This is a genomic window from Actinoplanes sp. NPDC051475 (assembly GCF_040689425.1).
Taxonomy (GTDB): domain Bacteria; phylum Actinomycetota; class Actinomycetes; order Mycobacteriales; family Micromonosporaceae; genus Actinoplanes.
Map to the genome: position 1 here is coordinate 312,158 of NZ_JBFAZZ010000010.1, position 16,200 is coordinate 328,357.

At 71.7% G+C, this 16,200-nt stretch carries 12 protein-coding genes; 8 read left to right on the forward strand and 4 right to left on the reverse strand.

All coding sequences use genetic code 11. The annotated features are described in order from the left end of the window. Positions 1 to 14: 14 nt before the first annotated feature. Positions 15 to 503: an 8-oxo-dGTP diphosphatase gene (locus AB0368_RS22300; protein WP_366155827.1), complete on the reverse strand. Its 489-nt coding sequence runs from the start codon at positions 501 to 503 to the stop codon at positions 15 to 17. Between the two features lie 71 nt (positions 504 to 574). On the opposite strand from AB0368_RS22300, the gene AB0368_RS22305 reads away from it, so the two are divergent. Both AB0368_RS22305 and AB0368_RS22310 read left to right on the forward strand, forming a co-directional pair. Beyond that, on the forward strand, positions 575 to 4,048 hold the full coding sequence (locus tag AB0368_RS22305; RefSeq protein WP_366155828.1) for a bifunctional glycosyltransferase family 2 protein/CDP-glycerol:glycerophosphate glycerophosphotransferase: 3,474 nt from the start codon (positions 575 to 577) through the stop codon (positions 4,046 to 4,048). A 58-nt stretch (positions 4,049 to 4,106) separates the two neighbouring features. Continuing rightward, entirely contained in the window at positions 4,107 to 4,790 is a 684-nt protein-coding gene (locus AB0368_RS22310) for a GPP34 family phosphoprotein (protein ID WP_366155829.1), read from the forward strand. 7 nt (positions 4,791 to 4,797) lie between these two features. On the opposite strand, the gene AB0368_RS22315 is transcribed toward AB0368_RS22310, so the two are convergent. Continuing rightward, positions 4,798 to 6,438 carry a phospho-sugar mutase gene (locus tag AB0368_RS22315; RefSeq protein WP_366155830.1) on the reverse strand — a complete coding sequence of 547 codons (1,641 nt, stop codon included), beginning with the start codon at positions 6,436 to 6,438 and terminating at the stop codon, positions 4,798 to 4,800. Positions 6,439 to 6,465: 27 nt separating this feature from the next. Next, positions 6,466 to 8,394, reverse strand: a complete 1,929-nt coding sequence (locus AB0368_RS22320) for a serine/threonine-protein kinase (RefSeq protein WP_366155831.1) — start codon at positions 8,392 to 8,394, stop codon at positions 6,466 to 6,468. 208 nt (positions 8,395 to 8,602) lie between these two features. On the opposite strand from AB0368_RS22320, the gene AB0368_RS22325 reads away from it, so the two are divergent. Beyond that, positions 8,603 to 10,174: a methylmalonyl-CoA mutase family protein gene (locus AB0368_RS22325; protein WP_366155832.1), complete on the forward strand. Its 1,572-nt coding sequence runs from the start codon at positions 8,603 to 8,605 to the stop codon at positions 10,172 to 10,174. Positions 10,175 to 10,392: 218 nt separating this feature from the next. Beyond that, the gene (locus AB0368_RS22330; protein WP_366155833.1) at positions 10,393 to 11,652 is read left to right on the forward strand and encodes an amidohydrolase; all 1,260 of its coding nucleotides are present in this window, start codon (positions 10,393 to 10,395) and stop codon (positions 11,650 to 11,652) included. Between the two features lie 32 nt (positions 11,653 to 11,684). On the opposite strand, the gene AB0368_RS22335 is transcribed toward AB0368_RS22330, so the two are convergent. Then, entirely contained in the window at positions 11,685 to 12,662 is a 978-nt protein-coding gene (locus AB0368_RS22335; RefSeq protein WP_366155834.1) for a DUF4349 domain-containing protein, read from the reverse strand. Positions 12,663 to 12,774: 112 nt separating this feature from the next. Between AB0368_RS22335 and AB0368_RS22340 the strand changes: the two genes are divergently transcribed. From AB0368_RS22340 to AB0368_RS22355, 4 genes are read left to right on the forward strand one after another with little or no spacing between them, the layout of a single operon-like run. After that, positions 12,775 to 13,407, forward strand: coding sequence for an MBL fold metallo-hydrolase (locus AB0368_RS22340; protein WP_366155835.1), 633 nt, complete (start codon positions 12,775 to 12,777; stop codon positions 13,405 to 13,407). Position 13,408: 1 nt separating this feature from the next. After that, on the forward strand, positions 13,409 to 14,356 hold the full coding sequence (locus tag AB0368_RS22345; protein ID WP_366155836.1) for a hypothetical protein: 948 nt from the start codon (positions 13,409 to 13,411) through the stop codon (positions 14,354 to 14,356). A 40-nt stretch (positions 14,357 to 14,396) separates the two neighbouring features. Then, positions 14,397 to 15,134, forward strand: coding sequence for a hypothetical protein (locus AB0368_RS22350; protein WP_366155837.1), 738 nt, complete (start codon positions 14,397 to 14,399; stop codon positions 15,132 to 15,134). A gap of 14 nt (positions 15,135 to 15,148) precedes the next feature. Further along, positions 15,149 to 16,102 (forward strand): GNAT family N-acetyltransferase, encoded by a 954-nt coding sequence (locus AB0368_RS22355; RefSeq protein WP_366155838.1) that lies wholly within the window; start codon positions 15,149 to 15,151, stop codon positions 16,100 to 16,102. Positions 16,103 to 16,200 lie beyond the last annotated feature (98 nt).

Genomic DNA, 16,200 nt, shown 5'->3' on the forward strand with positions numbered 1-16,200 from the left:
CAGGGTGGTTGTGGTCAACCCGAGGTGTGTGACCAGCTGACTGCCTTGCCGCGGTGGAAGGGCATGACGCCGTGGAAGGGCTTGGGGTCTTTCGCGAAGACCAGGGGTAGGAAGTGGCGGTCGGATTCCCACATGGGGATGCGGCCCGCCAGCATGTCCGCCTTCGGCACCCAGTGCAGGCTGCCCTCGTCGATGGCGGCGTACGGCGTTCCTGTCCAGGCCGGGATGCGGAACAGGAAACCGAACCAGTTCTCCCCGTTGCGGCCGAAACCGGGCCAGGAGACGGTCCCGGCCAGATCGACGGCGAGGCATTCGATGCCCGCCTCCTCGCGGATCTCGCGGCGCATCCCCGACACCACGTCCTCGTCCGGTTCGAGCTTGCCGCCGAGGCCGTTGTAGTAACCGAAGTGGATGTCGTCGGGGCGGGTGTCCCGCCGGATCATGAGCACCTCGTCACCCTCCGGCGACGTCACGTAGCCCAGTGTCGCCAGGATCGCCTGCACGGCGCCACCCTAAGGGTGCGAATCGAAGGAGGTGCGAACGGGCCCGCGAGGCGCTGCCCTATCCTGCCCTGATGGCAAGCCCGGTTCTCAGCGTCGTCGTGCCCATTTACAACGTGGCCCCCTACCTCGACGAGTGTCTAGAGTCGCTCGCCGGGCAGTATCGGGATGCCCTGGAAATCATCATGGTCGACGATGGTTCGACCGACGAGAGCGCGGTGATCGCGCAGCGGTTCGCCGACCGGGATCCGCGGTTCCGGCTGGTCCGCAAGCAGAACGCCGGCCTCGGCGCGGCGCGTAACACCGGCACCGGGCACGCCACCGGCGACTACCTGATGTTCGTCGACAGCGACGACGTGCTCCCGCCGTACGCGGCCGAGGTGCTCGTGGGCAGCCTGGAGAAGACCGGTTCCGACTTCTCCTGCGCGAACGTGCTGCGGCTCAACAGCAAGGGCCTGAGCCAGTCGGCGATGCACAAGGCGCCGTTCGCCGCCACGAAGCTGCGTACCCATGTCACTCAGCTGCCCGTGCTGCTGGGTGACCGGACCGCCTGGAACAAGGTCTACCGCCGCAGCTTCTGGGACGAGCACGAGTTCGAATTTCCCGAGGGCGTCCTGTACGAGGACATCCCCGTGACGGTCCCGGCGCACGTGCTCGCGAAGTCGGTCGACGTGCTGGACGTGCCGGTCTACTACTGGCGGGAGCGCGAAGGGCCGGACAAGTCCATCACCCAGCGCCGCGAGGAGATCCCCGCCTTCATCGACCGGCTGGAGAACTGCTGGGGGGTCAGCCGGGTGCTCGGCCAGGCGGGGCACCACCAGCTCAAGCGCCTGTACGACGAGTCCGTCCTCAAGAGCGACCTGATGCTCTTCCTGCGCGTGCTGCCCCGGGTCGACGACGAGTACTGCCAGACGTTCCTGGAGCGGACGAATGCGTACCTCGACACCGTCGACCGGGAGGCGATCCTCGAGCTGCCGACCGTGCAGCGGGTGCTCTGGACCCTGGTGCGGAACCGGATGCTGCCCGAGCTCCTGGAGTTGCTGCCGGTGCTGCGCAAGCAGCGCCGGATCGCCCGCCGCGGGCTGCGCCGCTACCACGACATGGACCTGTACCACCAGAAGCTGCCGCAGCTGCCGGCGGAGCTGTTCACCGCCGGCACGCCTCGCCCGCGAACCAAGGTGCACGAGGTCTCGTGGCAGGACGGCAAGCTGCGGATCCGCGGTCACGCGTTCATTCCCGGCCAGTCCGCCGCGCGGCCGTGGAGCACGTCGCGGCTGATCTGGCTGAAGGAGAACGGTGGCCTGCGTACCCGGCGGACCCCGGTGGTCAACCGGCGGTGCGTCGACGCGACGGCCGACCACGGCTCGGCCAAGACGTCGTACGACTGGTCCGGCTTCGACGCGCTGATCGACGCCCAGGCGCTGCGGACCCCGGAGGGCGAGTGGCGCGACGGTGAGTGGTCGGTCGTCGTCGGCGTGGTGGGGCTGGGCACCAAGAGCAAGGGCTCGCTGGAGATGGGACAGCCGGCGAACCCGCTGCCGCTGCCCGCGTACCGGTCGGGCGACGTCCGGATCACGCCGTTCGTGGCCGCCGGCCGGTTGCGCCTGCGCGTGGAGCGGGTCGCGGCGACCCTGACGAGCGTCCAGCGCGACGGCGACACCATGGTCTTCTCCGGCACCGTGCGGGGCGCGGCCCCGGCGACGGCGATCTTGTCCCGGGTGGAGGGCCTGGTGTGGCGCCGCTGCCCGCTGGAGCTCGACGGGGACCGGTTCACCTTCCGCCTCCCGGTGGCCGACCTCCAGCCGGAGTCGGCCCCCCTGGCCCGGCTGCGGATCGGCGAACCGTCGGACCGCTGGACGATCAAGCTGGCCACCGGGACGAAGCGCAAGGGCGAGCTGCCCTGCATGCTCGCCGACGACGGCGACTGGAGCCCGATCGACATCGGCATGCGCACCGTTCACCTGCACTCCCGACCGTCCGGCGAACCGGTCCTGGCGGCGCTGCCGACCGGGCCGGTGCTCACCGGTGTCACCACCGCCGACCGTCAGTACCGCTTCACCGGCCGGCTGCACGGCCTCGAGGGCGACTTCCAGCTGGTCCTGCGCCCGGGGAACGCCCGGGAGACCAAGACCTTCCCGGTACGCCGCGACGGCGACACCTGGTACGCCGACGTGGACCCGGTGGCCGTGGAGAGCTTCGGCACCCGCGTACGGATGCGGTCCGGAACCTGGAACGTCCTCTTCCGCATCGGCAAGGACCCGATCGAGCCGTTGCCCGCCACCGGGGAGGCCCTGGCGAGCCTGCCGTTGCCGCTGGCCGGCGACGCGCCGCGGGTCTCGCTGGAGTGGCTGGCCGACGAGCGGGTGGTGCTGCGGGTGCGGTCCGCGCTGGACGAGGAGGAGCGGGGTCGCGGCAACCAGGTGCGGCTGCGTACCCGGCACTATCCGGCGACCCGCGAGAAGCCGCTGCGTGACGTCGTGCTCTACAACAGCTTCACCGGACGCCAGTATTCGGACAGCCCGCGCGCCGTCCACGAGGAGCTTCTCGCGCGGGGACTGCCGCTGGAGCACCTGTGGGTCTCGGTCGACGGGCAGGCGCCGGTGCCGCACACCGCCGACACCGTGCCGCTGTGGAGCCGGCGCTGGTACGAGGCACTGGCGACCGCCCGCTACATCGTCACCAACCAGCACCTACCGGAGTGGTTCCGGCGCCGCGAGGGTCAGGTGGTGGTGCAGACCTGGCACGGGACGCCGCTCAAGCGGATCGGCTTCGACATCGCCGACGTGCGCTTCACCGACCAGCGCTACCTGGAGAAGCTGGCCCAGGAGGCGCCGAACTGGAGCATGCTCGTCTCGCCGAACAGCTTCAGCTCGCCGATCCTGCGCCGCGCCTTCCGGTACGAGGGTGAACTGCTGGAGATCGGCTACCCGCGTAACGACGTGCTCTTCCGTGACCGGGAGGAGATCGCCGCGCGGGTCCGGGCCGCGGTCGGGGTGCCGGCCGGGCGCAAGCTCGTCCTGTACGCCCCCACGTGGCGCGACGACGACTACAGCGGCGGCGGCTACCAGATCTCGATGCAGCTGGACGTCCACACCGCCGCGGCGAAACTCGGCGAGGACCACGCGTTGCTGGTGCGCCGCCACCCGAACGTGCTCGACGAGATCCCGGGCGACGGCGACGGGTTCGTCTACGACGTGTCCGCGTACCCGGACATGGCCGACCTGCTGGCCGCCGCGGACATCCTCATCACCGACTACTCCTCGGTGATGTTCGACTTCGCCAACACCGGCCGGCCGATGCTGTTCTTCACCTACGACCTGGCGCACTACCGCGACGAGCTGCGCGGCTTCTACTTCGACTTCGAGGCCGAGGCGCCGGGTCCGCTGCTCGCCACGTCCGATGAGGTGATCGCCGCGATCCGCGACATCGACTCCTTCGCGCCCGAATACACCGACCGTTACCGGGCGTTCGCCGCCAAGGCCTGCGACCTCGACGACGGCAATGCCGCCACTCGGCTGGCGGATCGGATGCTCGATGCCGGGAAGTAGCCCGTTCGGCGGACGCCGGGAAGTTGCCACGGTGACACCGGCCACTATCGTTTCCGACATGACCTCCATCGCGCTCGCTGAGGAGCTCCTTCTCCTCGCGTATGACGACCAGACCGGCAAGGCGACCGGTTCCCGCATCGGACTCGACCTCGGCATGGCCGCGGCGGTGCTGGTCGACCTCGCGCTGGCCGGCCGGATCGCCTACGTCGCGGGCAACATCGTCGTCAACGACCCCACCCCCATCGGGGAGCCGATCGCTGACCTGGTGCTCGCCAAGGCCGCCGCGGACGATCCGCACACGCCCGCGCAGTGGGTCCAGCGCCTGCGCCACCGGCTGCGGGAGCGGGTCCTCGAGGATCTCGTCACCCGCGGGGTCATCCGCGACGTGGACGAGACCCAGATGGGCGCCATCCACGTGCACCGCTATCCGACGACGGATCCGGCGTACGAGGCGGAGATCCGCAAGCGGCTCGCCGACGCGCTGATCACCGACGCGATCCCGGACGAGCGGACCGCGGCCCTGGCGACCCTGCTGGTCGCGACCCGCATGGAGCCGGCGCTGCGGCTGCCGCCGGAGGAGCAGGCCCGCGCCCACGAACGGCTGGAGCAGATCGCGAACGGGGCCGGCTTCGCCGGCGGGGGCAACCTGGAGGACTCGATCGTGCGCCCCAGCGTCGCCCTGGTGGTGGCGACGCTGAGCCGCGCGATCTCGGCCGCCCTGGGTGCCCCCAAGGTGTCGTAGGCGGTTCCTACAGGCCCAGCGCCGCGGAGACCTCCTTGCGGAGCTGGGCCATGCCGGTCCCGGACCGGAACTGCGCGTCGGCCGGCTTGCCGCCCCGGACCGGCTCGATGACTTCCAGGTACGCCTTGAGCTTCGGCTCCGTGCCCGACGGCCGGATCACGACCCGGGCGCCCGCCGTACGCAGCGTGAGCACGTCGGCCACCGGCGCCCGATCCTCGACCTCGGTGACCGGCTGGCCGAGCAGGGTGGCCGGCGGGTTCGACCGGACGTGCGCCATCGCGCGGGTGATCTCGGCGAGGTCGTCGACCCGTACCGACACCTGGTCGGTGCGGTGCACGCCGAGCTCGGTGTCCAGCTCGTTCAGCCGGTCCCGCAGCGACTTGCCCTCGGCCTTGAGCGTGGCGGCCAGTTCGGCGACGGTCAGCGCGGCCGTGATGCCGTCCTTGTCGCGGACGAGGTCGGGGGCCACGCAGTAGCCCAGCGCCTCCTCGTAGCCGTACGCCAGTTCCTCGGCGCCCCGGACGATCCACTTGAAGCCGGTGAGGGTCTCCGCGTACGGCGTGTCCCGGGCCGCGCAGAGCGCCTTCAGCTGGGTGGACGAGACGATCGTGGTGGCGAAGGTGCCCGGCGTGCCGCGGCGGATCAGGTGGTCGGCCAGCAGGACGCCGAGCTCGTCGCCGCGCAGGGCCCGCCAGCCGTCGTCGCCGGCCGGGATGGCCACGGCGCACCGGTCCGCGTCGGGGTCGTTGGCGATGGCCAGGTCGGCACCCCGCTCGGTGGCCAGCGCCAGCAGCAGGTCCATCGCGCCCGGCTCCTCCGGGTTGGGGAACGCCACCGTCGGAAATTCCGGGTCGGGCTCGGCCTGCTCGGCCACCACGGCCGGCGCGTCGAACCCGGCGGCGTTGAACGCGGCGGCCAGCACCTCGCCGCCCACCCCGTGCAGCGGCGTGTACGCGACCCTGAGTCCGCGGGGGCCGCCCGCGACCACGGCTGCCGCGCTCTCGACGTACCCCTGGACGATCTCTTCGCCGAGGACCGTGCCCGGGCCGCCCAGCTTGACCTCCGTCAGCGTCCCGACGGCCTGGATGGCCGCCTCGATGCCCGCGTCGGCGGGCGGGACGATCTGCGCACCGGCGCCGGCCGGGCCGCCGAGCTGCGCGCCCAGATAGACCTTGTAGCCGTTGTCCTGGGGCGGGTTGTGGCTGGCGGTGACCATGACCCCGGCTACCGCGTCCAGCTTGCGCACCGCGTACGCCAGCACCGGCGTCGGCAGCGGGCGGGGCAGCACGAGCGCCTCGCGTCCGGTGGCGGTGGCCACGCGGGCGGTCTGCTCGGCGAAGTCCTTCGAGCCGTGCCGGGCGTCGTACCCGATGATCAGCGGTCCCTCGCCGCCCTGCGCGGCGAGCCAGCCGACCAGGCCGGCGGCCGCGCGGGTGACCACCGCGAGGTTCATGCCGTTCGGGCCGGCGCGCAGCCGGCCGCGCAGCCCGGCCGTGCCGAACGTCAGCGGGCCGGCGAACCGGTCGGCGAGTTCGGCGGCGCTGTCCGGGAGCCGGTCGAGCAGCGCACGGATCTCGTCGCGCCCTGCCGGGTCGGGGTCGTCGGCCAGCCAGGTCTCGGCCAGCGTGCGGAGGTCGTCAGTTGCCATGCTCAGTGGATAGCACGGCTCGTTTCTCTATGCGGCGTCGAGGGTGAAGGTCCGGATCAGTTCCTCGAAGATCGGCTTGCTCTCGGCGAACTGCTTCTCGGTGCTGGTCATGTAGAACGAGTACGCCTTGCCGTCCTGGATGATCGCGCCCCAGAGGCCGTGCCGGGTGTCGGAGCAGGTGTACTCGAGGACCGCGCCCGCCTTGCCGGCGATGGTCCGGTCGGTGAGGCCGACCTGCTCGTACGGCTTCGGGCAGCTGGAGCCCTTCTTCTTCAGGTTGCTCTCGGCGATCCTGAGGAAGCCCTGGGGTGTCCCTCGGCCCGACTCGACCAGGAGCCGGACCTTGCGCTCGGCGCCGGGGTCCACGTAGTCGACCCAGCTGCCGTTGCTGTGCTTCGTCCAGCCCTTGGGCACGGACACGCTGGTGCCACGGCCCTTGTAGGCCACCGTCGGGAAAGTGGCCGCTGCGGGGCCGCCCTGCTGCACTCCGGCTGCGGCCGGAGTCTTGGCCGGGTCGTCGCCGCCGGAGAAGGCCAGCACGACGGCGAGCACCAGCACCACTGCCAGGCCACCGGCGGCGGCGAGCTGGGTGTTGCGCGGCCAGCCCTTCACCGTCGTGAGGGCCTTGCCGGTGGTCGCCCGTACCGTCGTCGTCACCTTGTCGATCGTGGCCTTGCGCTTGGCGCCGGGGCTCATGATCACGGTGCCGCCGCCGCCCGGCATCGGCTCGCGGGCGGCGCGGGCGCCGTCCCACTGCTGCCGCGGAGGCAGCACGCCGGTGGTGTCGCCGCCGGTCGAGGGCGGGATCACGCTGGTGCGGTCGCTCTCCTGGCCGGGCGGGGGCGGGTAGGTGCCGGTCGGCTGGTCGTCCGGGGCCGGGCTCTCCGCCCGGCGGCTGCCGCCCTGCTTGACCTTGGCCAGGTGACCCGAGAGCGAGTCGCCCGGGGCGAGCATGGCGCGGCCGCCGATCTGCCCGCCGGGCTTCGGCTGCGGCGGGATCGGCTGGGTCTCCGCGGCCGGCGGGCGCTGCGACGGCACCACCGAATACGGGTCCGTCATCATGTGCGGCGGCGCCTTGCTGGCCAGCGGGCCGGCGAGCTGCTGGCGCAGCATGGTGCGGGCGGTCTGCACGTCGAAGCGGCGGGCCGGGTCCTTCTCGAGCAGGCCCATCAGTACGGGGGTCAGCGACCCCGCGCGCACCGCCGGGGTGGGCGGGTCCTCGACGACGGCGTGCATCGTCTCGATGGGGTCGCCCTTGTCGAACGGCGGCCGGCCCTCGATCGCGGTGTAGAGCGTGACGCCGAGCGAGAACAGGTCGCTGGGCGGGCCGAAGTCGCTGCCCATGGCCCGCTCGGGGGAGATGAAGTGCGGCGAGCCCAGCACCATGCCGGGCGTGGTGAGCTGGACGTCGGTGGGCATCCGCGCGACGCCGAAGTCGGTGAGCACGCAGCGGCCGTCGGTGCAGATCAGCACGTTGGCCGGCTTGACGTCGCGGTGCAGTACGCCGTGCGCGTGGGCCACCTCGAGGGCGCCGAGCAGGGCGATGCCGATCTTCGCGACCACGCGCGGGGCGACCGGGCCGTCCTCGATCACCATGTCGGCGAGGCTGCGGGCCTCCAGCAGCTCCATGACGATCCAGGGCCGGCCGTTCTCGTGCACGACGTCGTAGACCTGCACGACGGCCGGGTGCTGCAGGGCCGCGGCGGCGCGCGCCTCGCGCATCGTGCGCTCGTACATCGAGTCGCGGTCGGTGGGGGCCAGGCCGGGCGGGAGGATGACCTCCTTGATCGCCACGTCGCGCCGCAGCAGGGTGTCGGCGGCACGCCAGACCGTGCCCATGCCGCCGTGTCCGACCGCGGCGCGGAGCGTGTAGCGCCCGCCGATGAGCGTGCCCGGGGCTGCGCGTCCGCTGGTCGGAGCCGTGTTGCCACTGCTCCACGTCGGAATCTGAGTCACGTGAGATGCCACCGAAGGGGGTTAGGGGGCGGTCTGCCAACCCCGCTATCTTGCCGGGTTCCACCCCCTTTCGAAAAGCGGGTCGCCCGGTGTTCTCTGGATCTCGACGGTGCGTTACCGCGGTGTTGCACAGAGTGGAACTTATCGGGCGCTGCGGGCAAAATCCCTCGGGCCTGACGCGGGGTGAACGACGCCTTAGGATCGCTTTGTGAACGCAGAATCGGGGTTCGAGATCAAGCCGGTCTATGACAGCGGCGACGTGCCCGAGGACATCGGGGAGCGGCTCGGCCGGCCCGGCGAATATCCGTACACCCGTGGCGTCTACCCGACGATGTACACCCAGCGGCCCTGGACGATGCGCCAGTACGCGGGCTTCGGCACCGCGGCGGAGTCCAACGCGCGCTACCACCAGCTGCTCAAGGCCGGGACGATGGGCCTCTCCGTCGCCTTCGACCTGCCCACCCAGATGGGCTACGACTCCGACGAGCCGATCGCGCACGGCGAGGTCGGCAAGGTCGGCGTGGCCATCGACTCCCTCGACGACATGCGCCGGCTCTTCCACGACATCCCGCTGGACAAGGTGTCCACGTCGATGACGATCAACGCGCCCGGCTCGGTCCTGCTGCTGCTCTACCAGCTGGTCGCCGAGGAGCAGGGCGTCACCGGGGCGGCCCTGCAGGGCACGATCCAGAACGACATCCTCAAGGAGTACATCGCCCGCGGGACGTACATCTTCCCGCCCAAGCCGTCGCTGCGGCTGGTCGCGGACACGTTCGCGTACTGCCGTACGGAGATCCCGAAGTGGAACACGATCTCCATCTCCGGCTACCACATGGCCGAGGCCGGGGCGTCGCCCGCGCAGGAGATCGCGTTCACCCTGGCCAACGGCATCGAGTACGTCCGCGCCGCGATCGCCGCCGGCCTCGCCGTGGACGACTTCGCCCCGCGCCTGTCGTTCTTCTTCGTCGCCCGCACCACGCTGCTCGAGGAGATCGCCAAGTTCCGTGCGGCCCGGCGGATGTGGGCGCGGATCATGCGGGACGACTTCGGCGCCAAGAACCCCAAGTCCCACATGCTGCGCTTCCACACCCAGACGGCGGGGGTCCAGCTCACCGCGCAGCAGCCCGAGGTCAATCTGGTACGCGTCGCGGTGCAGGCCCTCGGCGCGGTCGCCGGCGGCACCCAGTCGCTGCACACCAACGCGTACGACGAGGCTCTCGCGCTGCCCACGGAGAAGTCGGCACGGCTGGCGCTGCGGACCCAGCAGGTGCTCGCGTACGAGAGCGGGCTGGTCGACACGGTGGACCCGTTCGCCGGCTCGTACGTCATCGAGGCCATGACCGACGAGGTCGAGGCGGCGGCCACCGCGCTCATCGAGCGGGTCTTCTCGTACGGCTCCTCGGTCGACGCGATCGAGCAGGGCTTCCAGAAGCAGGAGATCGAGGCCTCGGCGTACCGGATCTCGCAGCAGATCGACGAGGGTGAGCGGGTCGTGGTCGGCGTCAACCGCTTCGCCGTCGACGAGGAGGAGAAGTACGAGCCGCTGCGGGTCGACCCGAAGATCGAGGCCGACCAGGTCGCCCGGCTCGCCACCCTGCGCGCCGAGCGCGATGGTGCCGCGGTCGAGGCCGCCCTGGCCGATTTGCGCAAGGCCGCCGAGGGTACGGACAACGTCCTGCCACCGATGCGCGAAGCCTTGCGCCGCCGTGCGACGGTGGGAGAGGTCTGTCACACGTTGCGCGGCGTCTGGGGGGTACACCACCCCGTGGAACATTTCTGATCGCATGAGGATTTGAACCGCGTCACCTCCGCGATTCGTAACCCGTTGTAGGAGGTGGTAGACGGATGCCGCCCGGAGAACGCTCTTATCAGGGTTTTCGTGACAGCCCGCTATCCCGTCAACACGGGAATGACGTTGCACAGCGTCACCAAAATGGGTCTAGGCTGTCGCGCGTTGCGGAAACCGGCCCAAATCCCGAGAGCGATAGAGACATCGACGTGACGAGTGCACTGACGGCGCCCGGTGGCGCCGAGACGGCGACCTTTCCGGGACCGCCCCCCGGAGCCGAACCCCTGCCGGGCCAGCTCGACCGCTGGCTCGCCGCCCGGGGTGCCGAGCTGGTAGCCATCCGCCGTCACATCCACGCGCACCCGGAGCCCTCCAACGCGGAGTTCGAGACCGCCGCGCTGATCGCCCGCGAGCTCGCCGTGGCCGGGCTGAGCCCCCAGCTCCTGCCCAAGGGCAACGGTCTGATCTGCGACATCGGCCAGGGCGACCGGGTGGTCGCCTTCCGCGCCGACCTGGACGCGCTGCCGCTGCAGGACACCAAGGACGTGCCGTACCGCTCGACGGTCGCGAAGGTGGCGCACGCCTGCGGCCACGACGTGCACACCACGGTGCTGCTCGGGCTCGGACTGGCCCTCGCCCAGCTCAACGAGCAGGGCGAGCTGCCCGGCCGGGTGCGGCTGATCTTCCAGCCGGCCGAGGAGTACGTGCCGTCGGGCGCCCCCGAGGTGATCGCCACCGGTGCGCTCAAGGACGTCGCCGCCATCTACGCGCTGCACTGCTATCCCCAGTTGCCGGCCGGCCTGGTGGGGGTGCGATCGGGCCCGTTCACCGCGGCCGCCGACACGATCCGCGTACGCCTCACCGGCCCCGGCGGTCACACCGCGCGGCCGCACCTCACCGCCGACCTGGTGCACGCCCTCGGCCGGGTGATCGTGGACGTGCCCGCGCTGCTGGACCGCCGCGTCGACCCCCGCGCCGGGGTGTCGATGGTCTGGGGCGCGGTGAAGGCGGGCGAGGCGTTCAACGCCATCCCCGGCGAGGGCGAGGTGCTGGGCACGGTCCGCATCCTCAACCGGGAGGCGTGGCGCGAGGCGCCGGAGCTCATCACCAAGCTGATCCGCGACGTCGTCGCGGCCACCGGCGCCGAGGCCGAGGTGCAGTACAACCGCGGCGTGCCGCCGGTCATCAACGACCGGATGGCCTCCGCCGTCATCGCGGGCGCGGCCGGGGCGGCCCTGGGCGCCGACCGGGTCGTCGAGGCCGAGATCAGCATGGGCGGCGAGGACTTCGCCTTCTACCTGGAGCAGGTGCCCGGTGCGATGATCCGCCTGGGGACCGGCACACCCGGCGCCGAGACCAAGTACGACCTGCACCAGAGCAACTTCGACGTGGACGAGCGCTGCATAGGCTACGGCGTACGCGTCATGGTGCACACCGCCCTGGCCGCCATCGCGACCGGCGCGTTCTGACGACCGGGTCGCCAGACCTGCTCGTCAGTTGCTCAGGTCTGCTGATCCGCGGGCTTCGGGGCCGGGCGGCGGTTGCGGCGCACGTACCAGACGACCGCCCAGGCGGGCAGGCCGAGCAGCAGCAGCCACGGCAGCAGCCAGCCGAGCACGGTCGCGACGACGCCGAGCGATGCCAGGAGGCCGTTCCAGCCGTTCTCGAGCCCTGTCAGGAACCCGGGCGGCCCGTCGTCCGCCGCCTTCGTGGTGGCGGCGTCGGGGTCGAGCAGCACGACGGTGATGGTGGACAGTGCCGTGAGGTCCGCCAGCCGGCGCTTCTTCGCTTCCAGCGAGGCGAGATCCGACTCCCGGGTCGCCACCTCACGCTCCAGCATCACGAGGTCCTCGAGGGACTTCGCCTGGGCCAGCAGCTTGCGGCCGCTGGCCACCCGGGCCTGCTGCGTCGCGATCCGGGCGTCGAGGTCGACGGTCTCCTCGGTGACGTCCTCGGTGTTGATGCCGCGCTGCTCCTCATGGCCGAGTCCGGCGAGCTGGTCCACCACGGACGTGAACTTGTCGGCCGGCACCCGCAGCGTCAGCGTGGCGTCGGAGGGCCCGTCCTGGCCGGAGCTGCTGCGCTTGTCGCCACCGATGAATCCGCCGGCACCCGTGACGATGCCGGTGACCTTCGCCGCGGCGATGTTCACGTTCTGGACCTGTACGGTGATCGAGCCGGTGTAGACGATCGACCGCTGGTCGAGGCGGAGGTCGGGGCCCCGGGCGGCGGTGTCCTTGCCCTGCGCCTCGGGCGCGGCCGCCTTGTCGGCCGCACCGGCGGCACCCGCTTGCTCGGCCGGCGCGGCGGCGGGCCCGGCCATCCCCTTACCGCCCGAGGTCGAGGCCGAGTCGCTGCTGTCGCCACTGCAACCGGCCAGCGCGGTCGCCGCGGCCAGCCCGAGCGCGCAGACACCCGCGATCACCCGGTGCCGGGCCCTTGGTGCCGATCTGATATTCGTCGAAGCCGTACCAGCCATGGTGTTATCTCCTGTCCCCGTGAAGGTCTGCACCCTGGGACGTGCGGCGTGCGCACGCCGGTTCCGGCAGACTGCGGGGTGGGCGGTCACGATTCGGCAGCGGAGGAGACCCGTGCGCGTCACGAAGTTCACGCATTCCTGCTTACGTCTTGAGGGCGATGGCGTCCTGGTGGTCGACCCGGGGACGTTCAGCGAGCGATCGGCCCTGGACGGGGCGGACGCCGTCCTCGTCACCCATGAGCACTTCGACCATCTGGACGTCGACGGCCTCGCCGACGCCGTGTCCCGGCGCCCCGGGATGACGGTGTACGCCCACCCCGACGTCCTGCCGAAGCTGACCGCCTTCGCCGAAGCCGTCACGACCGTGGAACCGGGCGGCGAGTTCACGGCCGCGGGCTTCACGGTCCACGCGTACGGGGGTGCGCACGCGGTGATCCACGAGGACATCCCGCGCATCGCCAACCTCGGCTACCTCATCTCGGACGGCGCCCACTCGGTGTACACGCCGGGCGACTCGTTCACCGTCCCGGAGGCCGAGGTCGACACCCTCTTCGTGCCCCTCAACGCGCCCTGGATGAAGCTCAGCGAGGCGATCGACTTCGTCCGTGCGGTCCGGCCGGGGCGGGCGTACGCGTTCCACGACGCCCTGCTGACCCCGGCCGGCGCGAAGATCTCCGACGGCCACCTGGAACGGCTCGGCGGCACGACGTACGCGCACGTCGCCCCCGGCACCACCATCGACTGACGTGGCCGCGCCCCCCGGCACCGACGAGATCATCCGGCAGCTGTACGAGGCGCCCCCGGACGGCTTCGTCGCGGGCCGGGCCGCCGCCGTCGCCGCCGCGAAGAAGGCCGGCGACAAGGAGGCGGCCAAACGCCTCGCCGCGCTGCGCAAGCCGACCGTGGCGGCGTGGCTGGTCAACCTGCTCGCCGTGCGCCGGCCGGAGCTGATCGAGGACCTCGTGGGCCTGGCCACCGCGCTGCGCCAGGCCCAGCGCACCCTCCAGGGTGACCAGCTGCGCGAGCTGTCCCAGCAGCGCCGCCAGGCGATCTCCGCGCTGGTCCGGGCCGCGCAGCAGCTGGCGGTCGAGGACGATCCGTCGCTGCGGTCCGCGAAGCTGCCTATGGCCGAGGTAGAGGCGACCCTGAGCGCGGCTCTGGCCGAGCCGGAGATCGCCGAGCAGGTCCGCAGCGGCCGCCTGGTGAAGGCGGCCACATACGCGGGCTTCGGCGAGGTTCCCCGGCCACGGCTGCGCCTGGTCACCGTCGACGACGACGGCTCAGCAGAGCCCGAGGCGCCCGAAGAGCAGGAAGAAGAGGAGCCGGACGAGCCGAAACCCGTCTCGGCGCTGGACGAGCGCCGGCGCCGGGCCGAGGAGAAGGCACGCGCCGAACGCACGGCCAAGCGCCGTGAGCTGCAGCGCGAACTCGTCGCGGCCCGGGCGGCGGACAGGAAGGCGAAAGCCGCCCTCGAGAACGCGGCGGAGGCCGAGCAGGCGGCCGGCCACGCCGTCGATGAGCTCGAGGAGCAGATCGCAGAGCTCGAACGACAGCGGATCGTGGCCCAGGCCGAGGTCTCCCGCCGCAAGCTCGAGCGACGGTCCGCCGAGCGCGACGCGTCGGCCGCTCGGCGGCGGGTCGGTGACGTGGAGGCAGCCATCGAGGACCTCGACGCCGACCAAGCGGGTCGATAGCCGGTTTTCCAGATCCGGTCAGGAAGAGCAGAATCGGGCGGTGACCCCCGAACAGGCAGCCGCCAATGCCCGGCCGGGACTCGCGTCCCTCGTCGGGGCGTTCGCCGAGTCCCCGCAGACGCTGCGCCGTGCCCGGCTCATGGGGCTGTCCGGGTGGGCGTACCACGTGTCGGCCCGTGCCGGGGCGCTCGGCGACGTGCGCCCGGAGACGGCGGCCGCGGCCATCGGCTTCATCGCGCCGGACGCCGTGACCGACGGTTGGGAGGCGGCGGCGAAGACCACCCCGCCGGTCGAGGTCGCCACCTGGCACCTGCACGAACTGTGCCGCTGGGGCGCCGACGAGCTCGGCGGCTTCCCGCGGCTCGCCCGCCTGCTCGATCTGTCCAAACGGGTCGTGTCCGCCGTGGACACTGCCGGGCTGCCCCTGTTCGCCGCGTGGCGGGCGATGCCCGCGCCCGACGCGTCCCCCGGGGCGCAGGCCGCGGTCATGCTGCACCTGCTGCACGAGCACTGGCTCGGAGTCCACGTCGTGGCCGTACGAGCCAGCGGTCTCACTCCGTTGCAGGCCATCATCGCCGGGCCCGAGGGGGAGACCGGCGCGGTGGCGTTCGGCTGGCAGCCCCCGTACCCGCAGGCCGGGCCGATCGTGCGGCGTCTCATGTGGGCGGAGTCGGTCGCCGGGTCGCTGGCCGGGCAGGCGTACGCGGCCCTCGGCGGCGCCGAGCGCGTCGAGCTGATCGGCCTGCTGGAATCTCTGTCGCATCGCCTTGCCCGTTAGGGCAGTCTTCGGTGGTGACCGAGCTGCCTCCGGGCTGGCGTACCCGCCGGCCCACCCTCGACGACGTCCCCGAGATCCTCGCCCTGGCGCACGCCAGTGACATCGCGGCGGTGGGGGAGCCCGACTTCACCGTCGAGGAGGTCCGCGAGGCCCTCAGCGGCCCCCACACCGACCTGACGCGCGACTGCTGGGTCGCGCTGGACACCGGCGGCGCGATCGTCGGCTGGGCGTATCCGCACAACGCCGACCGCGGTCCGCGCGACTTCCTCGAGGTCTACGTCTGGCCGGGGCGCGGTGAGCCGGCGCAGCGGCCGCTGCTCGAGCTGCTGCTCGCCCGCGCCGCCGAGCGCGGCGCCGAGTTCGGCCACGAGCCCTACACGGTACGGGCGGGCGCGATCCCCACCGAGAGGCCGTGGATCGAGGCGCTGACCGGCGCGGGCTTCGCCTTCGTCAAGCAGCACGCCCGCATGACGATGTCGCTGGCGGGCGTGGCACCCGTCGCGCCGGAGCCGCCCGCCGGGATCGCCGTGCGCCCGGTACGCCCGCACGACGAGGCCGAGATGCGCCGCTTCCACGCCACCGTCGAGGAGGCGTTCCGGGACAGCGACCACCCCGCTACGGACTACGAGACGTGGCGGGCACGGATCGACGCCGAGGCGAGCGTCTCCTACGACGAGTGGTTCGTGGGGCTGGCCGACGGGGCCTGGGCCGGTGTGCTGCAGTCGTCGGACGCCAACGCCGAGGAGGGGTCGGGGTGGGTGCGGTCGCTCGCGGTGCTCCGGGCGTACCGGAGAAGGGGTGTGGGTGAGGCGCTCCTGCGCCGCGCCTTCGCGACCTACGCCGGGAAGGGACGCACCGCGGCGGGTCTCGGGGTCGACCTGGCGAATCCCACGCAGGCCGCCCGGCTCTACCGCGCGGTCGGGATGCACCCCCTCTACGAGGCGAACATCTACCAGCGGGTGATCTAGATCCAACGCCGTTCAGTTAGGTGGTTGGTGTGGTCGTCAAGGCGTGTCGGAGACGTAAAGCAGCGGAGCTCAGGTATAGAGGGTGGTCACTCTAAGAC